We start from the raw sequence: 19913 nt of genomic DNA on the forward strand, positions 1-19913 counted from the left end.
CATTTCCAACGACTGCATGACGAAGGGCAGGGGTGGCGACTAACAAGCCGAACCCGCGACGAACTGGAGACGATTCAGAAGCGACACGGGAACGAATCACTGCATGCGAAGCGAGAGATTATCCTCAGCAACCTGTACGGAGTAGATATCGACGATGGTGCGGTCGAGATCTGCAAACTCCGGTTATGGCTCTCAATGGTCGCTGATATCGAAGATGAACCACGGGAAGTCGAGCCGCTCCCCAACATCGACTTCAACATCCGACAGGGGAATTCCCTGATCGGGTTCACTGAAGTCGAGGAAGTCGCGACTGACGACGGTGACGCGTCTTTAAACAACTACGGTGGTGGCGTCGGCGCGAGCGTCAAAAAGATGTACGACGACGTCATCGAGGCCATCGAACGACACCAAGACGCGAAATCAGCAGACGAAGCAACAACTGCTCGAAACTTGGCCGAGTCCCAGATTGCAGTCCATAACCAGAGTCTCAACGAGAAAGTCATAGAACAGTTCCGCACCGCTGGCGTCACGGGTGTCGATGATGTCGCCGATTTCAGTCCGTTTCACTGGGTGTTAGAGTTCGCACCGGTCTATCGAGACGGTGGATTTGATGTAATCATCGGCAACCCACCGTGGGAGGAACTGAAGCCATATCGAACTGATTTCTTCCCCACGTATGATGCGACGTTTCGTTCGCGTGAGCCGGCTGGACGGGATACGAAGGTCGAAGAACTACTTGAACGCCCCGAGGTAGCCACGAAGTGGGAGGCGTACCAACGGAACATTGACCAACGGGCACAGTACATTAACCAAGGAGCGGCGTACGAGTACCAGACGCCGTCGGTCGAAGGCCAGAATGTCTCTCGCACGAACGACCTGTCGCTACTGTTTTTCGAACGAGTGTACCATCTCGCACAGGATGGAGCATACGTCTCACAGATACTACCTGGACCTATTTTCAACGCAGCGGCAGGGAAGGACCTTCGAATCAATATGCTCGAAAGTTCCGAGGTTCAGCACGTCATTGGTTTCGAGAATCACGGTATTTTCCAAGCAGTGGACAATCGATACAACTTTGGAATCGTCACATTCCGTAATCAGGGGCAAACGAACTCGGTGCGTGGTATCTTCCATCAAACTTCCTTAGAGGTACTCAGAACATTGGATACCGTCGCGTTGGACATCCCGGTTCAGACGCTTCAGCAGTACTCACCATCTGCGCGTCTGTTTCCGAACGTTCAGCAGCAAACCGAAGTTGATGTCCTGACCAAGATTCTTCAACATCCGCCCGTTGCTGACGATCTGGATGATCGATGGCGTGCTGTCTTGTATAAGGAACTCGACCGAGGCCGAGACCGTGACCGATTTATCAGTGATCCCGATAAGGGAGACTATCCCGTATACGAAGGAAAGAATGTCTTCCAGTACTGCTACGATAACACTCATTGGGAGGATCTTGAACCAGTCTCGTTCTGGAGTGTAGACGAAAACGACAGCGACCGAAGCGCAAAACGGCGGATTCGAGGGCAAAACTTCCGGTCTCGAAACTCGAAGGTTAGCTTGAAGAAGGCAATTTACGAGAAATTCTCGGACTCGTCCGAGTTCGACCACATTAGCACCAGCTCGCAGAAGAAGTTTGTGAACACGCTTCTCACGGAGGAATTCGAGAGACCAGAACTCAGCGAAGAGGACGTCCGACTCCACTGTACCGAATATCGACTCGTCATCAGAGAAGTTGCTCGGGCAACCGATGAACGGACGCTCATCGCCGCTGTGATTCCGAAGGATGTAGTTGTTGTCCACACGCTCTATACGATTCGACCACTCGAAGTAAATCCGACGAGAGACGATTTAGGCGACTATCCAATGCACGGTGCGTACGATCGTGTGTTCACTGACGCCGAGTTGTTTGCTGCAGTAGGACTGTTAAATAGCGTCCCGTTCGACTTCTTGATGCGGACGAAGGTCGATTCACATGCATCAAAATACAAGTTCGAAGAATCACAGCTTCCACGACTGACCGCAGGCGACGACTGGTTCGAATATATTTCGTCTCGGGCGGCACGGCTGAACTGTTATGGTGATGCATTTGCCGAGATGCGCGACCGACTCGGTGGTATCGACTCTGCGACCTGTTCCAGTACAAGACACCGTCTACGGACAGAAATCGATGCAGCGTCGTTTCACGCGTACGGCTTCAGTCGTGAGGAAGCCGCGTTCGTTCTCGACGATTTCCACCGGGTTTCGAACCCCCGTGTTATGACTGACAAGTACTTCAGTGACGTACTGGCGATGTACGATGAACTGGCGGCTTCTGGACCCTACAGTTGAGCGAGATTGAGTGCTTGAGCGTTACTTAGTGTATAGCACTCAGTGCTCGTCGAGTCATCGCCCCGTCGACGTTTAGATACTGACGGGCGGTTTTGAGATCTTCCCACCCAAACATGGCGCGGAGAGCTGTGAGGTCTAAGCCCCTCCCTGCGTGGTAGGAAGCAGCAGTGGCCCGGAGTCCGTGAGGAGAAGTTGCATCCGTTGGCAATCGTGGAGCGGCTTCGAGAGCTGTTTCGACGCGGCGTTGGAGCGTTGAGAACGAGTACGGCCATCCGTCGTGTGTGTTCGAGAGGAGTTCGAGCGTGACTCGAACTCGGGAGGAGAAGTGGAACGGGACGGAGCGTACGGCGGCTGGTGTTTTTGGAAGCCAGTATCGGTCTGCGAGTTCTTCGAACGATTCGTCGGCTCCGTGTCGGAGTCGTTGTTCGACTGCTTGTCGACAGTAGCCGCAGAGACCGCCGTTCTGTCCTTTTTGGCAAATGTGGTGTTCTGGGATGTGAATCATCTCTCTATCCCAGTCGATCCATGAGTTACTGAGGTGCGTGACTTCTCCCGGCCGTAGACCGAGCCGTCCGCCGAGTAGAATGGTTGCGCGTGCTTCTAGTCGTCGTTCGGTGTGGCAGATGCGGTTCGCACCCTCTAGTAGCAGTTCGAATTCATGCTCGGTGAGCGCTTTTTCTCGTGTAGCAGGCACAAATTAATGGGTAGATTGTAGCCGTGTATTCTATTCTATCGCACTCTCATTTCCTACGCTATCTTACAGCTTATTCATGAAAACCAGTGTTTCACAATTGTGTGAATCATGTACCACATCAGATGGTTTCGCACTTAATGAGAGATAGGGAATAAAGGTAGTTATCAGCTATCTCACGAGCATTACAAGTTTAGGGAGGTATCAAGCTGTGATGCCTATGGGACTCTGGCTGATGAGATACCGATTGAAGAATTACTAGCGAAATTGGACGGGTGGTTGTCGGAGTTGAAGAGATTGAGGACGGCCTGATTTGCAGAAAGCTTTTACTGCAACATGTGCCAAATATAATATATGTCTCCAACAAGACGTACATTCCTCCAATCCGCGGTAAGTGCGGCCGGTGTGGCCACCGGGCTTGAACTCACTAGTGATACCGCGAGTGCTAAATCAGTCAATCAGCACTTCGATGTAGGCCGTCTCCCTGAGTCGATTACGTTTCTGACGCATCCAAAGGCACGAGAGCATGAGGCTTGGAAACTTGCGTGTAATCTCCGAGACGCAGAGAACGCAATGGATAGTGGACTACGACAATACACTACACAGGACTTCGAGGCGCTCTTTACCACATCATCTGCAGCACGAACCGACCTGCGAAGTGTGGGTCGATTACTTGAAGCACTCCACGAACATGGTATCGCAACCTACATTGACGAAAATTATCTCTATGCACTCGGTGGGAAAGCGGATATTGCACTCCGATATGCACCACTGATCGGAAGTATGAACAATGTACTACGGGCAGCAGAAAAGTTCGCGAATGCTTCCAAAAGAAATCGAGGAAACGAATACGAACTGTTCGTAATAGCTATTGTCTGTTTCTGCCTTGAGGTAGGATTGTTTTACGTTGGTGCGCCCTATAAACTCGCGTGGAAAGGCACACATCAGCTATTCTTTGCCCGGAGTGGAACGCTTTTCCGACTTGCCCGTTACGGCGGTGACCGATTTGTGGGGTTCATTATGAGTGAAGTTCACTACGAACTTCGAGAGGCATTATTCGACGATGCCATTACTGCCGACAAAGCACAGTGGATAGTTGACAATGTGAACAAAAATCACGAGATTCCAGAGTTCACCAGCATCCGCAATGACAGCGCAAAGTATGTCGGTGAGGTGGAGGGGTTCACGAAGGACGATCTAAAACAGTATGAGTTTGCAGAGGAGTTCGTTGGCGGCCTCGAGAGCGTAAGCACAGCCGCGATAAGTGAAGTTGTCGAGTTGTTCTCAACTACGGTTACCTGGTTGAATAAAGGTGGGTCAAATAACAAGACAAACCAGGGATTGGTACTCAAGCCCGACTCAACATGGAATACTAAAGATCAGTAGACCAAAGCCGTCGAGCGTTCCGAAGTGGAGGGTGTAGTCCCAACTGCACGGGTATTTCTCATTTGTTGTTTTGCAAACGCAGAGATGGAGCAATCTCAACGAGTGCGATCCAGTCGGTGGCTGGCCCACTGCGATGGACAGCTGTCGGCGTTCATGGAAGCAACGAGCGCCGTCGAAGAGGTACGGACGACTGGCCATGGCGTGGTCGGTGTTGGTCTCGGGGGATCCAACGTCGAATCTCGAAGTGATGTTTAGGATGTAGAACTACACGCTCGCAGTGCTGGACGGATGGCGGATGCTCTCGTCAAGCGCTATTGAGCCGAGATGCCTGCGGCACTTTGAGAAATGAATCTAGTAAAACCGACTCATGAAGAGTGGAGTATCGAACGGTTATCACTGGTCTTCGGTAGTTTGAACGGCCTTGCGGGAGGGTATCTCCTCCTCGCCGGTCTGGGTGGCCTAGTCGAAGCACCCGTCACTTGAGTAGAAAGACATGGCCGATGGGTAATCGACGAACCGACGCGGACGTGATCGACGTGGTCATTGATGCTGTCCGCGAGCGAGTCGGCGATTTGCCTTGGACGGACGTCCGGCTTTGTTTATATCCCGTACTGGATCCCGTCACATACTTCAGCGGTTGTGAATCGACGGGCAATGCCGCTCTACCGAAGATTTCGTATGAATACGGAGTTCAGCAGTCACCGAGTCTAAAACGTGCTCCAGTGACATTGAACCAGCATCAATCCGGTACTGAAGCTTCGTCCGGCAGAGTCAGATAATTCCCAGTTTTATCCATTGAACTCTTGACAATAGTGCTAATATCCTTTGCTTCGTTTCTGCTCTATGGACAGAGTTGACATCCATTTTGAAGCCCCAAATGATTTTGAGCGAATCAAAATTGATATGCAAGATGTCCAAATCCCGCTCTTAAATATTGAGTCGGATGTTTTCCCAATTGTTGATATAAAAAAGTTCTTGGCTAACGACACTGTTAAGGATCGTTTCAAATTCAATGAAGAAGGTGACTTCTGGGAAATAAAGTCAGATAATATTCATACTAACTGGTCAATCAATCTCCCACCGAACTCTAATATAAAAATCCCCAATCATCGGATATACAGAATATTATTAAAATATCCAATATGTTCTGTAGAAAAATTAGATACTATTAGATCCAAATCATCAAATGAGTATGGAGGTCAGATAATTTCATTTAAAATAGGGTATGATGAAGTGCAGACTATCTCTGAACCAGTTCATAATTTTATCGAAGAAACAAGATATATCGAAGATATTGATTGCTGGAAAATTTCGTACTTTGAGGGCCAATATGATGAAAAGGACAAAATAATCTTTGCTTCTGTCAACTTGGTTCCAAACTGTAGTATGGTTTTCGCCGTCTAACTCAGACCGGTATAAAAGCTAATTCCCTCTGAATCATACATCTTTGGTGCTTGTACACCTATTGCCTTTCCGTTATATTTTTGAGTAGCTATTCCAGCCATATACAACTCTGTCCGATTGAGATGTTCATTTTCGAATTCCTCATATATCGGCGATCCGGAATCACCAAAGAATTGAGCTACATCTACTTTTAGTGCATCAGTTATATGTGATGCATCTGACGCATTACAGGTTATTACGTGTGTGTCGCTTTCTAAAGCGCCAAATCTCTTCCCAGACACCTGACCATTTTTATATACTCCCTTCCTTGCTGAAACAAAATCATCAATCCTCTGCCATGTCATCCGTCCATGTATCTGACCCTGTTGATTAACGATTCTATTTGTAAACCCATCCACATCACTGTCAGAAACTTCTGGAACGACGGCAACCTCTAAATATTGCCATGCACCCTGAACGTTCCCGAAAAATTCATCATCATTATGATAAGCGGCTGCACCCCGTAGGTCACCAACATAGCACCGCTTGTGTCGATCTTCAACGTCGGGAGCAAAAAGATGACGCGCAGTCATCATACAAACCATATCATTCCATTTTACCCGGCAGGTGAGTGTACCTGTACTAGAATACGAACCTCCGGCCATCCCTCCTTTTAGGTATGTTGCGGTGTCTTCTAAATTTTTGTATTCTCCCACCTCAATAGGTATGTTATCTATACTCTCTGGAAACTGTGATGAAATAGCTACTTGCGTTGGATCGTCAACTCTTATGATTATCTTTTGCTTATATCGATTTAATCCTTTATGCTTTTCATCTGTTGTGGTTCTTTCGAGCGATTTTACGTTTGAGAGACCTGAATATCTATTTTTTAGTTTTTGCAGCACACTCCGTGCTCGAAGATTGTAATCCCACCACTGAGCATTGACATCCTTGTATCTAACAATTTGATCTCCTTTGGCGTGAATTGGTATCTGAACACTTGTCTCCCCGCCTCGAACAATGTTGGGAAGGCTTCCGGTTCCTATTATTCCAAATGCACCATATCCTGTCGTTTTCAACACCTTTCGACGTGAGAGGATCTGCTTTGAAGAGCTTGGTTCTACCATCAGCAATATATTGATTGAGATTAATATAAGTCTTTTTATTAAATTATTATATAATTAAAATATTCAAGTAATTGTAGAAGATACCCAGCGAGCAAAAACCAACTTCCGAGTCGGTGGACGTGCTCTTGGCCCCGCTGCTCTAACTGGCGGATGTAACGCTCAGTATACCGGTCAATGAGCGTTCACGAGACATGCCCATCCAAACATAGATTGCATCACTGTCTGTCGTGCTGAGTGCGACGTCGCTGTCGCTGTAGAATACGGGGCTGTCCTCGTGGACATGCCAGCGACACGCCACTGCTTACATGTCGTACTCTTGCCCGACCCCGGCCGTCCTAACACCACTACATCGTCACCAGCGAGCAACCTTGCTCGGAGATCGTCCACCACCGTTTCTGACTCGTCGTCACGACTGCGACGCTCAAACGCATACCCTGCTCGAACGTCCGCGAAGTCGAATCCAATGCGCCAGCATCGTTTCACGTCGCGGGTCGCCTCGAAATCTACGCTCGACAATTGCTGAAATCCTTCCAGATGCGGGTTGGTCGTTCTACTGTCAGACACTCCACCCTCTACTTCTCGGATTACCGTTTCAAGATACGCTCGCGTCTCGTCGTGTTCGTCAGCGACGTGCGACTGGGTCTCGTCGTGCGCCACTTCGACAGACATCTCCAGCGTACGCAATTCCGCTTTGAACACGTCCCTGAACCTCTCACGCTGTCGCTGGACTTCGATGAACTCCTGGGCGTACTCAAGCAGTAACCGGAGGCCGTGTTCGGCGTCGGTCGCGGCGATTTCCAGCTCGATGTTCCGAACAAACGCATCAACCACCGCCTCAGCGTCCACAAGGTCGCTGTCAGTCGCCGTCCGCAGACGTGCGGCGAAATCGCGCCGAGCAGTCTGTTCAACCTTCTGCTCAAACGCGTCCAAGTCTTCGGCGGGCAGGTCAGAGTGAAATAACGCGTCGAAGTCGTCTGTGTCGAGTCCGTACTCGGTGGCGGTTCTCTTGGCCGCACTGTCGAAACACCCCCGGAAATCGTCAGCCGAAAGCGCGCCGTAGCCACGCTGAAGCCCGTCTGCAACAAAGTTTCCAGCGACGCCGACGACAAGCGACGAAACCGGCTCCATATTCCCGGTTTTGTTACCAGCCGATAATAACAATTTCCGTCGGTGCGACACTTCTTGAAAGACGAACGATGTTCCTGACGTTACGGCTACTTGATAAATGCCCCGATAAGGCGGCCAACCACCCCATTTAGGCCCCAACATGGCATCCCCGAATAATGAACATCGCCGAGAGTGGTACTCCGTCACTAGGAATGGGTTCACTTCGCCGTCGTCGTTGTCGACGAGTGCGAGAAAGTTAGCATATCTGAGAACATTCGTTCGGTGATGGTCAACGTATCGTTGGTGAGTGGGTCTCTGCTTTTCAAGCGTTTGCGCGCTACACTTCCCTACACGGTCAATATCTCTGACAGGGAGATACGCGACCACATAGAGGCTGTGATAACAGTTCGAGAACGCTACTTCCGTTTCCACGGATTATCTTCCCGGGAGAAATTATTTGATTAGTGGGGTTTTCTATGGCGATATGCCTTTCCGCGGTCGTCGTGACGGTCGCCCAGTTGTCCCTGCTATCGTTGAGGATGGAGAAGACGTCACTTGTCCTGTATGCGGTGGTACCATGTACCCTCGTTCGACACCAGAGAAAGCCCGCCACTTTTATCACGTGTCTAACACCGTTGGCCGACGCTGTTCGAGTGGCGGCGAGTCAAAGACACACGAGCGCGCGGTCGCTCGTGTTGAGGTCGCCCTTCACCAGCAATTCGGAGAAAACAACGCCTGCATCGAGACGGAAGCGGAAGTCGATGTGGACGAGATTCCAACACCCGTAACCGAACGCCGCGCCGACGCACTCGCGACGTTTGACGATTGGAACCTCTACTTCGGAAAGGGACTCGCCGTTGAGGTGCAGCACAGCCACGAGGATAAGGATTTTCAGTAGGTGACGCATGACTACTTGGCTGCTGGTTACTCGGTTGTGTGGATACGCGCGGCAACAGTCCTTCTTGATACGTTCGACTACGACGCGATCGGTTGAGCAAGACGACGGCTCTGGACATGCCCAGCGGACGAGCAAGGCACACCATTATACAGATTGCCAGCTATTCCTATACAACGGCGAACACGCGTGGGAGCGAGTGCCGTCCTATGCCCATCCCCGTGGCCAGGACGACCTGATCACGTACGATATCTGTGCCGATCAACAGTGCGAGCTGCGTCGAGTCCACGAACCTGACGGCAGTTACACTTTTACCGAGAGTGATGAGTACGGCCCTGACTTCCCCCTGAAAGCACTCAAGAATACGATCGTCCGCGAATACGATCATGATCCGTTCTGGAAGTGGGCAGGAAACAAGTACCATTCCGCGCAGGTGGAGAAACTGCTTGCGACACGACCTGAGATAGAGCGTTGTTGGGGTCCGAAGGGGTTTCACGAATGGGGGCGTCGAGAAACGCTCTGGACAAGCCATTCGGACCAGCCGCTTATCGAACACCGTGAATGTATGTACTGCCCCGTTCGGTTAGTGACAAATCACCGAGGGTGTTCTGGGCACAGTACCTTCTGTCTCTACGGTCGAGAACCGAACATTGACTGGGACAACGTGTACTTCCAAGCCAGCCCACCCGAGTGCGATCACTACCTCTACGACGAGGACGCGATTGAAGACTACTGCCCAAAGTGCGGCGCGACGATGAAAGCACCTGATACAACTCTCCGCGACCACACGAGTTGGATTCCACCGTAAACGGGGAGCCAGTAACTCACTCCAGATCGCAGGACTCGTTGTAAGCTTGTAGTGAAAATTCAATTCTCTCTGGTCGAGATTGCCCGCTTCCATATCTTTGCACTCTCGTTGATTTCGGATGCCAAACTCTCTGCCCGTTCAATCCCGACTGCTTCGAGTCCCGTAACGATATTTGGTACGTTTTCGCCGTCCGCCAGGGCGTTGAGTCCAGACCCCTCAACGAACTCCATAACGTCTTCTTGTACATTTGAATCGCTGAACGCCTCTAGTGTTGTTTGATCTATTTCGAGTGGGAGGAAGTAGACCAACTCCCCGGATTTTACAACCTCTAACAAGTTCACGTTCTGTGCCGTGATTGCCTTCAGGTAGTCCTGTTCTGTGAACTGATCTGACCCCGCCATGATTTTATCCGCAGCAGTACCGAACTTCCCTTTCTCGTCGACGCGAGAGGTCGCTCGTCGAAAATCGATGAGTGCGATTAGGGGCATGAACGCTCGATATTCCTCGTCGTATCTGTCGTAGATATTCTGTTGAACCCACTCTTCGAGATCTGACTTTGTAGCATCACCGAGCCCCTCCTCCTCAACGACCCACGGGGGAATTACCCAGGTAAATGCCGAAACCGCTTGTGCGTCAAAATCGTCCCTGATTGCTCTCCGGATGAATCGAGAATCGTTCTTTCCGCTGGTTGTCTCCCCCCCATCAGTCAATTCGTTCCCTTCACTGATGGTTTTCTCTACGTTTTGCGGTGGAAGTGGCGGTCCACTCTGGTTGGTGAAATTCAGCAACAAGAAGTGTGACGAGTCGGTTTGACTGTTCAGCAACGAATACGGATCGATATCCCGTGCCTCCAAGATTCGCGTCACTCGCGCGTATTCGGTGAGATCCTCCTCAGCATTACCCAACTCCCGGCGAAGTTCATTGTACTGCTCGTTGTCTTCCTCCGCCTTATTTGGTGATAGGAAATCAAGGAGCGCGAGACCATGTCGAGCGAGGGTGAAAATGGTACTCAGTACCGTTGTTGCCCCCAGAACTTCAGCTCGTGAATACCCGGTGTATCTCGGAGCGAAGAGAAGCGCGACGACGACGAAGACAATGATGGCGATGACGGTAACAACGAACCCGTTTCGCCGAGTCCACCACTTATCCATCTACAGACAGGTTCGGGTACAGCTACTTGAATCACCCTACTTCCGTTGGTGCGGTAGACAAACTCCAAGCACTCCGGCGATGAGGTTCCACAAATCGATTGATTTCGACCAAGTTCCAACGCATATCCACGATACATACTCAATTGCACGGACTGACGTTCACTTACACCCCGCTTTCGTGAACGTTATTACGCAACACTGTTAGGTATTATCACATGGCAAGCCTTCCATCGCTGTTCGAGACGTTTCTCATGGGTATTCGTCCATCTGAACAGCACATTGAGGACTACAAACAGGGGCACGAAGCTTTGCGTACACTCCTCCGATCAGACGACACGGTCACGGACTTCTATGTTGGTGACTTTCTCCAAGGGAGTTACCGACGGTGGACTGCCGTTCGCCCGATCGGAGACGAGAAATCGGATGTTGACATCGTTCTGGTGACGGATTTGGACAAAGAGGAAGTGACTCCGGAAGAGGCGATGGCGAAGTGTGAACCATTCCTCGAGGAGCACTACGATGGGCAGTGGTCTAAAAAAGACCGAGCCTACCAGATCGAGCAAGATGATGTCGAAATCGACCTCGTCTTGACTGCCGCTCCCAGCGAGGCGGCGAAGGACGCAGTCCGACCGGACGGATCAATAGGCCAGTTGGCAGTCGGAGAGGGACTAGATATCGAACAAGGAGTGAATATCAATCAGTCGAGTGAGGTGGCAGAGGCGTTTGGACTGACATTTAACGCACACGATGAGGAGTGGAGAGACGAACCACTCGATATTCCCGATCGTCGACTTGACGAATGGGATTGTACCCATCCTCTCGCGACCATTGAGTGGAGCTACAAGAAAAACGACCGTACCGATGGGTACTACGTGAACGTTGTGAAGGCCATCAAGTGGTGGCGGCGGACGCAAGTCACGGAACCAGTGCGGCCGAGGGGGTACCCTCTTGAACATCTCGTCGGTGAGTGTTGCCCCGATGAGATTGACTCGGTCGCAGAGGGAATCTGCCTGACCTTCGAGACAATCGAGCAGCGGTTTGCGACCGAAGGGATAAACGAAGAATCCCCAACCCTTCCAGCTCGTGGGCTCCCCGATATCGACGTCTTCGCTCGAATCGATGGCGAAGACTTCGCTACGTTCCACGATGCCGCATCTGACGCTGCGACACTGTCACGGGAAGCACTTGACGAGGACAATAAGTCAACATCGCGTGAATTGTGGCACGAACTCCTCGGCGAAGAATTCCCCGAGTATGGGTCGGACGATTCGGACGACGATGGTGAGCGTGCAGTCAATTTCAACACAACCTCGCGACGGACGAACGTTACCGAGCATCGGTTTGCCTAATCTCTCACCGAAGAATGCCACCATCAGAGATCACTACAGCTGTCGCTGCTCTCGATTCACTTGACGGTGTCACTGTCCTCGAGAGCCCATGCTCGAGCGACGATGGTTCACGCTGGATTCTCAAGGTCCAGCTCCGACCAGATAATATACAATCGGACTCAAAGATACCACCAGAAACCACATGGTATGTCCACATCGGGTCGGGATATCCAGGGGGGGCTGTTCGAATTTATCCCGCGAAAGAGGACGGTATCACATTGACGTATCCCCATCAACGCCTCAACGTATCGGGAGACGAAGACAACCCATGGCGTGACGGAAACCTGTGTGTTGCTCGCTACGGACATGTTATTGGCCGATCAGGTGCGACCGGGGAACCGACTTCGGCAAGTGAACGACTGCGATGGTATCTTGACCGTGCCCTGTCGTGGTTAGAAGCTGCGTCCAGGGGGGAGCTTCGGCAAGACGGGGAGCCCTATGAACTGCCCGAATTCAGAACAAATACCGGCCCTTTAACTCAGGTTGGATTCAACGAAACCTCAGATTCAATTGAGCAGTGGCGACACGAGTTCGGGAACTGGGGTTCAGTTGACCTCGTGCAACTTTCAGAGCCGTCTGGCGTTTTCCTGACTCGAACGTTCCAAAGCGAAGAGGGGGAAGTTGTATATGAGTCAGAGTGGGGTGGTTACGTCACATCTCACACTGCGTCAGTGGTTCGGGGCGCGTGGCTACTGTTGGAGGAAGCACCGATAGAACCTCCGTGGAAAGCGCCGGAGACGTGGGCGGATTTGGAATCATTGCTTGAGGGAACAGCCGTGGACCTGTACGAGCTTCGCGTCCACATCGACTCAGTCTTCGAAGGCGATTCGCTCAACTGTCTCCTACTCGGATTTCCGATTCCGAGCGAAGTTGGTGGGGAACCCGAACTCGTCCATTGGCAAGCACTCAAGCTTCCTGACCTGACACCGATATCTGAAGTACCGGGATTCGGTAGGGAAACAGCTCGTAACAAAGAGTATGGGGCGAGGGTGGATCTGGCCCAGGATTCAATTTGCTGGTTGGATTCAGATAATTGGGCTCATGATCAGCTTTCACGGCGGGGACACGTCCATACGTCGCTCCGCGACGCCAGAGTCCTCCTCATCGGGGCAGGTGCCCTAGGAAGTACCGTTGCGGAGAGTCTAGTCCGCGACGGGTGTCGTAATTTAACCATCGTCGATGGTGAGAGGCTCGAAATAGGGAATCTATCGAGGCACACTCTGACACTCCCCGATCTGAAAAGGAGTAAGGCAGAAGCACTTGCTGCTCACCTCAACACTATCTCACCCCATGTGAGCGCAGTGGGCCTCTCCGAAGCGTTTCCCATGGACGGATGTCGGGTAGAGACCATCGGGTCGGTAGATATCGCGATTGACTGCACAGCTTCGGACACCGTTCTCCACGCCCTCAATTCGATTCAGTGGGAACAGCCAGTCCTCTTCTGCTCGGCGTCTATGGGCCGACGTGGGGACCGTCTGTTCTACTTTGCCGCCTACTCTTCAAATTTCCCATCCGAGGAATTTCGAGCGCGGTATGAGCTGTGGGGGTTACAAGAGCGAATCGAGTGGCAACCGGGAGAAGACGAAGTTCCCGAGCGCGTGGGCTGCTGGCACCCAGCGTCTGTAATCCGAATGGATCGTGTGATGACGTGGGCAGGTACGATTACGCGTCTCCTCGATCAAGACACGGCGCTAGGTCTCGGCGGAACTGAGTTCAGAGTGTTCGAAACGGGTACCGATAGCTCGCCCACGGTTTCAGAGAGGGAGTCTCCGTTTCGGGCATTAGTACGATGGGCCGCCCCAGATTCAGGCGTCTCGGTTCAAATAACTGCATCGTGCCTCAAGGCAATGGTTGACCTCTGCACTGATGCAGACTCTCTGGAAACGGGTGGCATCTTGGCAGGGACAGCTCTTGACGAATCGACTGCGCTCATTGTTCGTGCGAGAGACCCGCCACGTGATTCCACTCAGAGCCCCACGGCATTTCATCGAGGTACCGAAGGCGTCGACGAGTGGCTACGAGAAGCACGTGACAGCATGGGCATCCACTACCTTGGAGATTGGCACTATCACCCTTCAGAACCTCCGGTTATGAGTAGCCCCGACCGCACAGAGATGGAGACGATAGCCGGCTCAGAGTCGTACAGTTGTCCACACCCAATACTGTTCATCGTCGGAGGCCACGCGTCAGACGAGTTCACCATTCGAGCGTATCTTTTCCACCGGGGTCAGGACTACGAAGAACTTGAGTACGTGGAGACTCGGGAGCGATCGGACAGCCGTTCCGGTGATGTGGAATTGAACATCGTTTTCCCGAATTCACGAGAAGGTGAGGTCGAATGACAAACCCGCAAGGTAAGATGTTCATCAGCTACAAACACTCCCAGCAACCGCTGGCAGAGGGACTAGAGATGGCTTTGCGGGAACACGGAGTCCCCGTCTGGCGCGACGTTCACGAGATAGGGCCAGACCCGTTGGAGCAGCAAATTCGGGAGGACTTGGCGGACCCGAACCTCGCAGGCGGCATCGCCGTCGTAAGTGAAGACGTCTCTGAGTCATCCATCATTCTTGAGGTAGAACTCCCGGCGCTTCGTGAACGGTGTGACGACGAGGACTTCTTCGTCGTTGTCGCTCTGTGTCCGGGGCTAGGGCACACCGAAGCAAAAACGATTCTCGCACAAGCAGACTCGCCTCGTGACTTCTCACATTGGTTCATGGAATCGATAGAGGTCGAATCCAATGGGGAGGAGCCCACTTCCATACTCGATCACGTCGTCGATGCTGTGACGAGCGTCGTTCCGGGAACTCAGCGAACAAACAATCAATCACCGGCATTCGACCAAGTCGTCACTGCTGTACTGGAGCGACGCCTCCAATGTGTTGAGAGTAACCTTTCTGATGACCAACCTATCGACTGTACTCTGGATACGTATCCACACCCCTCGTACGAGCCGCAGTTCGCACTGAACATCGACTGGTCGCCACACTTCGACGGCACCATCCCGAAGAAATCGATTTGGAACGATCGGCTCCTGCCCGCTCTGCGCCAATCAGTAGACTATCTACAAGACCGAGCTCCTGGTCGAGAACTTCGGTTCCGGGGACGAGCACATCTACCGGCTGCGTTCTCTCTGGGACACTGTCTCCAAGAGTCACGTGGAATCGCAGCCGCGTGGTTGCAGGGACAGCAGAGTGATTTCACGCCATGGCGAATAGATACGTCCCACGAAGAGAGTCGTCTACAATGTGATTTCGAGCATTTAGATACGACTGCTTCACACCTTGCTGTGATGGTCAGTATCGTCGACGACGTGCGTCCAGAAGTCGGGAGAGTGAAATCAGAGTTACCTCCGCTCAACGGGATGGTCGAATTCAGGCACGAGCAGAGCGGTGAGAAGAGGCTAACTGCTCCGAAAGCGTCCCATGTCGCACACGTATTTGAAGAGCAGCTTCGTGATGTATTGAATCGAGTGTCGAAGACCTCGATGATTCATCTATTCATGGCAACTCCTGTAGGCCTCGCATTCCTCCTCGGTCAGAAGACGAACACTCTACCCCCGATCCAGACGTACTGTCTCAGTACAACGGATTCCGGGAGGGCGTACGAGCCTGTGGCCTTATTGAAGTAGAGTTCTGGCGCAAAGCAATCAGACTGATCAGGGATTCTATCTAACATCTTTTGGCCTCTTGAGTTGACCGAGTGCTCAAGGCATCACCGTCGACGGTAACCGGAAGCACACGGAGGACATCGTCAGCTGGGGGAGCCGTTGTCGATAGCGTGGTCGTCGTTCGAATCGCGCGGCAAGGTGTCGTAGAATCACCGTCCGACTGTCAAAATATAAACGCCCAACCAGAAGTCGGTTAAAATGAACAATCCTCCGGGACGTCTCGTTTGTCAGCTTCTGGGCGGGAACTGCCGCAGAATTCAAATCGTAGAACTGTTGATTCACCAGCGGTAGACTCTTGATAACAGATGCTCCGACCATCCAAAGAGACCCTCAACCTAACACCAGATCAGTGTGAGCGGGCAGTGCGACTCGCAATGCGGATGCGTGATGACGACTCATATGTCGAGTCTCCCGCTGACCTTGTGGATTCGTGGGAAGAGCCGGATACCACGATCGATCGAGACCGAAAAGTGAAACGGTTCGACCAAACGGAAGCGTATATCTCTCCCTCAGCAATTGTCGGATCACTCGGGATGTCTCACCGATTAGAACGGAACCGAATCAAGAAGATACTGGGGTGTATGCTCAACAACGAGTACGAAGTAGAGCACTCCATTCCACCGAGCCTGCAACGGCGCAACGACAAGTTCTACGTGGGGTCAGACGGTCACCACCGCTGTATGGTTGCGAAAGCAATCGGCTTGGACGAATTGTACGTTCAGTACGAAACTGTCCCCCAGGAACTCCTCGTACCGTCACCTAAGGAGTAGCTGACCACCCGGAGTTCGTGGGGAGCTGATTCGAAAACCCGTGAACTAATCGTCATACTTGAACCGGAAACCCTCACCACCAAGGTGATAGAACCCTAGAAAATATGACCACTTGTCGGTCCTGACTGCTGATGAAGCGACTGGTTTCATCTCCTCACCGAATGTTCTATACGAGTGATGAGCGACTGAGAGCACGGATAACCCGGTACGAGAGTGGAGATGCTATCGGCCTCAACAGAGTTCACACATCCTTTCGGTTCTTGAAACTTACAGACTGTTTTAATCGGTGAATGTGACGTCTGCAGAAATTTCACAAACTTAGCAGCAATTCCCCTTCTCGAGTTTTCTGTACACCTCGTTTCATCAGCACGAATTACTTGTCTGAATAAATTGTAGAGGAGTAGCCGTTACCTGTTATCCTTTATCTGTACCCCGCGTACTATCGATCACGTCACTGATCTCACCTGCCTCGATATGCGAGTAACTCTTGTTCGTGATCGCAATCGACGAGTGACGAAGCGCGGCCTGGGCATCAGGCGGATTCGTCCGGTACAATTCATCTCCGAGCCCACGACGAGCGCCGTGCGGTTTGAGGTACTCACCCTCTACACCGAGTTCAGCCTCTTCACAAAGCCGTTTCATGAGCGACCGTGCTCCTTCCGTCGAAATCGCAGGGAGTACAACCCCTTTTTCACGAATTACAGCGTCAATATCCTCGTCTTCGGCCTCGACATCCGGCACCTGCGACCGAACAGCGCTGTATTTCGACGGTGCATGCTCGGTCGGGAACAACGGAACCTCTGGCATTGCCGGGTCAAGTTCGTCTCTCCATCGTCGCAGTGGTTTCTGTGCGACTTCGGGAAGTGGCGCGTACTCGTACTCCTGACTCTTGCCGAGGACGCGAAGCGCTCCGTTCGCCCAGTCCACGTCGGCCCATGTCGCACCGTCTCGGCGGTTGTCCTTCGGATGGGAGAAGACTTCTGCACCGCGAACGCCCGTGTGCGCGAGGAGAGCGACGAGAGCGTGCTGTCGAAATCGTTTGCGCTTCTCACCCTTGTTTCCGGATTCGATGGCGTCGAGTGCACACCGGCGAAGAAACGATTCGAGCTGGCGACGGTCGTCCGGACTCCAGAACTGCTGGGTGTCTTTCGTTCCGGGATCGTCAGGGAGTTCTTCGAGGGCGATTTCGTCTTCTGCCGGATTCGAGCCGAGAAGTTGGTCGCGGGAACACCATGTCAGAAACGCGCGCACGTAGGCATAGTACGTAGTGGCGGTACTGGCGGCGTACTCGTCCTGTCGAACTTTCGTCTTCAGATGACGGGCGTAGTGTCGGAGATGGACGGGTTCGATTGCTTCGAGTGCCGTGACGTTCTCCTCTTGGTCGAGCCAGTTCGCCCAGCGTCGAATGACTGACTCGGCGTTCGAGACGTAGTTGCCTGCGCCGGTACTCTCCGGATTGGCGACGGCTTTGCTTTTGATGTAGTCGGTGAGGGCGTCTTCGACGGTCGTTTCCCCGGGGTATGAGGCGTCCTTTGGGGGTTGCACGGTTCGTGTTGTTTGTACGGCATGGGGGTGCTATTAATGGCTTGGTATTATGGTTCTAATGCAAAGTGGAATATCAACGGCGATTTGTGACCAAAATCGCAAGAAGGCATTGACTTCTTCAACTAGTAAACTACATAAAGGTATACAGAACATTGGCCTGTAGAAGATCCACAGTTTCGGAGGATAGGCTTTTTCACGTGTTTTCCGGGCCAATCGTGGCTCGAATGGGCTACGTTAGTGAGGTCTCAGCTACACTTCTCGGATTAATCTTAGCAAGTGAGCGAAAACGCGTCAGATTACGAGGTCTCGCAGAGCGTCACCACTCACGATGGGCGGCCCAAGTCGGCATTAAGCGTTAATCTGGCAGGATCAATGCTGAACAAATCAACTCAACACACTCACCAGCCGTCAGAACTGGGGCACAATCCAACTCTCCACCGACACCTGCCTTCAACAGAAAATCGGTAAGCCGCCGGATGTTGTGCAGCAGCACCGCGAACACGAAGTAGAACGTTCGGACGCGATAGTCTTTCGAGGACGTTTTCGCCAAGAAGTCATTCTTGATGCTCTTGTACTCGCTTTCGATCTGCCAGCGCGAGCGATATTGTCGACAGAATGCCTCTGCCTGTTCAGGACTACTGTCGCGTTCGTCGTGAACACTGCTGTCCCACTCCCTTTTGTCGAGGATACGTAGAGGAACCGCATCGCGTGTGACCCATGTTTGACGCGGACCGACGCCGATTCGACGGCGACATCTTGTCCGTCTGCTTCCATCGTCTCAATGACCGTTTGCTCGGGGCTGAACGTCCGCTCCGGAATGAGGTACTCGACAGCCAGATTTGAGCGTCGGTGAACGTGGTGCAACTCTCTGGGTCGTCATCTTCAAACAGCGTCGGTTCAATTTCCTGTAGCGGACGAACCTCAGGAGCGTAGAAATTTGCCTCATGAACCTCCCAGACGGGAGCGTGGACACCATTGGTCACGAAGCCGCGACCTTCCTCGTCGAATCGATTGAGTCACGTGCGTAAAAGGACTGACTCATCAGGGATTCGCTTCAGCCCAAAAACTTCCGCAAGTTCTTGCTGGCGCGTCAATGATCGGTAACTCTCTCCAGTGATTTCTCGATAGCAGAACAGCTTGACCATGCCGCGAAACGAATACAATGAGGGATGCCACTCGGGGTATTGATCCTCGGAAAATGAGAATGGGTGGTCGAATGCTGCAAACCCTCTGTAGAGACTGGTTCCCCGTTCTAGACGTGTTCGGTCTCGCTATTGGCAGAAACGAGACCGTTGAAGACTCGGACACCATACTCAAGAGTAACATCGACAGACGAAACGGGGATGGCGAGCAAAAACCGGTTTACCGGACTCAAGAGTAATCGAGAATACGCGGCGTTCTTTCTGAACCGCCTCAGTGTTCATGAACGCTGAGACGGTTCAGTTATTGTAGGGTTCTTTCAACTTCCACAATCTCAGAGGATACGATTTTTGTGTGCCTTCATTTCATAGCATACTGAAAAATATCTTACTAGTAGATCTACGCGTCTCGCACCGAGAGTGAAGTGAGCGGTTCACCGGAGGAGCCCCCGACAAGGAAATGACAGCACCACCTAACAAGTTCCCGTTTCGCCCTATATCAGCTGAGACTTTTCTTATAAGTTG

At 52.0% G+C, this 19913-nt stretch carries 13 protein-coding genes and 1 pseudogene; 8 read left to right on the forward strand and 6 right to left on the reverse strand.

What is annotated here, in order from left to right; genetic code table 11:
* A partial coding sequence (locus HL45_RS17400) for an Eco57I restriction-modification methylase domain-containing protein (protein WP_394324788.1) occupies nt 1-2331 on the forward strand: 2331 nt, incomplete at its 5' end.
* Nucleotides 2332-2356: 25 nt separating this feature from the next.
* Here HL45_RS17400 and HL45_RS17405 read toward each other — a convergent pair.
* A complete protein-coding gene (locus HL45_RS17405) occupies nt 2357-3025 on the reverse strand; it encodes a site-specific integrase (protein ID WP_049972490.1) in 669 nt (222 codons plus the stop codon).
* A gap of 570 nt (nt 3026-3595) precedes the next feature.
* On the opposite strand from HL45_RS17405, the gene HL45_RS17410 reads away from it, so the two are divergent.
* Nucleotides 3596-4408, forward strand: coding sequence for a hypothetical protein (locus HL45_RS17410; protein ID WP_144240120.1), 813 nt, complete (start codon nt 3596-3598; stop codon nt 4406-4408).
* A gap of 843 nt (nt 4409-5251) precedes the next feature.
* Complete coding sequence (locus HL45_RS17415) at nt 5252-5812, forward strand: hypothetical protein (protein WP_049972492.1); 561 nt, start codon at nt 5252-5254, stop codon at nt 5810-5812.
* Here the strand turns inward: HL45_RS17415 and HL45_RS20540 are convergent.
* Together HL45_RS20540 and HL45_RS17425 are read right to left on the reverse strand one after the other, a co-directional pair.
* On the reverse strand, nt 5809-6918 hold the full coding sequence (locus HL45_RS20540) for a hypothetical protein (RefSeq protein ID WP_144240121.1): 1110 nt from the start codon (nt 6916-6918) through the stop codon (nt 5809-5811). The genes HL45_RS17415 and HL45_RS20540 overlap by 4 nt on opposite strands.
* Before the next feature lie 171 nt (nt 6919-7089).
* Nucleotides 7090-8046, reverse strand: a complete 957-nt coding sequence (locus tag HL45_RS17425; RefSeq protein ID WP_049972494.1) for a hypothetical protein — start codon at nt 8044-8046, stop codon at nt 7090-7092.
* 601 nt (nt 8047-8647) lie between these two features.
* On the opposite strand from HL45_RS17425, the gene HL45_RS21450 reads away from it, so the two are divergent.
* Complete coding sequence (locus HL45_RS21450; RefSeq protein WP_211250890.1) at nt 8648-8923, forward strand: hypothetical protein; 276 nt, start codon at nt 8648-8650, stop codon at nt 8921-8923.
* Nucleotides 8924-9787: 864 nt separating this feature from the next.
* Here the strand turns inward: HL45_RS21450 and HL45_RS17435 are convergent.
* Nucleotides 9788-10879 carry a hypothetical protein gene (locus HL45_RS17435; RefSeq protein ID WP_049972495.1) on the reverse strand — a complete coding sequence of 364 codons (1092 nt, stop codon included), beginning with the start codon at nt 10877-10879 and terminating at the stop codon, nt 9788-9790.
* Nucleotides 10880-11094: 215 nt separating this feature from the next.
* Between HL45_RS17435 and HL45_RS17440 the strand changes: the two genes are divergently transcribed.
* The 4 genes from HL45_RS17440 (at nt 11095) to HL45_RS21455 (ending at nt 16704) form a co-directional block, all read left to right on the forward strand.
* A complete protein-coding gene (locus HL45_RS17440) occupies nt 11095-12228 on the forward strand; it encodes an SMODS domain-containing nucleotidyltransferase (RefSeq protein WP_049972496.1) in 1134 nt (377 codons plus the stop codon).
* Nucleotides 12229-12962: 734 nt separating this feature from the next.
* Nucleotides 12963-14609, forward strand: coding sequence for a ThiF family adenylyltransferase (locus HL45_RS17445; protein ID WP_211250891.1), 1647 nt, complete (start codon nt 12963-12965; stop codon nt 14607-14609).
* On the forward strand, nt 14606-15895 hold the full coding sequence (locus HL45_RS17450; RefSeq protein WP_049972497.1) for an SAVED domain-containing protein: 1290 nt from the start codon (nt 14606-14608) through the stop codon (nt 15893-15895). Before HL45_RS17445 ends, HL45_RS17450 begins: the two co-directional genes overlap by 4 nt.
* Nucleotides 15896-16467: 572 nt before the next feature.
* Entirely contained in the window at nt 16468-16704 is a 237-nt protein-coding gene (locus tag HL45_RS21455; RefSeq protein WP_211250892.1) for a hypothetical protein, read from the forward strand.
* A gap of 414 nt (nt 16705-17118) precedes the next feature.
* On the opposite strand, the gene HL45_RS17460 is transcribed toward HL45_RS21455, so the two are convergent.
* Nucleotides 17119-18249, reverse strand: coding sequence for a tyrosine-type recombinase/integrase (locus HL45_RS17460; protein WP_084157089.1), 1131 nt, complete (start codon nt 18247-18249; stop codon nt 17119-17121).
* A 355-nt stretch (nt 18250-18604) separates the two neighbouring features.
* A pseudogene (locus tag HL45_RS22060) lies at nt 18605-19092 on the reverse strand (transposase); the annotation flags it as partial.
* Nucleotides 19093-19913 lie beyond the last annotated feature (821 nt).

The organism is Haladaptatus cibarius D43, assembly GCF_000710615.1.
Lineage (GTDB): Archaea > Halobacteriota > Halobacteria > Halobacteriales > Haladaptataceae > Haladaptatus > Haladaptatus cibarius.

Excerpts from the sequence above, each read along its gene's own strand:
- HL45_RS17450 (WP_049972497.1), top strand. The coding sequence starts at position 14,606 with ATGACAAACCCGCAAGGTAAGATGTTCATCAGCTACAAACACTCCCAG.
- HL45_RS20540 (WP_144240121.1), bottom strand. The coding sequence starts at position 6,918 with ATGGTAGAACCAAGCTCTTCAAAGCAGATCCTCTCACGTCGAAAGGTG.
- HL45_RS21455 (WP_211250892.1), top strand. The coding sequence starts at position 16,468 with ATGTCTCACCGATTAGAACGGAACCGAATCAAGAAGATACTGGGGTGT.
- HL45_RS17435 (WP_049972495.1), bottom strand. The coding sequence starts at position 10,879 with ATGGATAAGTGGTGGACTCGGCGAAACGGGTTCGTTGTTACCGTCATC.
- HL45_RS17415 (WP_049972492.1), top strand. The coding sequence starts at position 5,252 with ATGGACAGAGTTGACATCCATTTTGAAGCCCCAAATGATTTTGAGCGA.
- HL45_RS17410 (WP_144240120.1), top strand. The coding sequence starts at position 3,596 with ATGGATAGTGGACTACGACAATACACTACACAGGACTTCGAGGCGCTC.
- HL45_RS17440 (WP_049972496.1), top strand. The coding sequence starts at position 11,095 with ATGGCAAGCCTTCCATCGCTGTTCGAGACGTTTCTCATGGGTATTCGT.
- HL45_RS17425 (WP_049972494.1), bottom strand. The coding sequence starts at position 8,046 with ATGGAGCCGGTTTCGTCGCTTGTCGTCGGCGTCGCTGGAAACTTTGTT.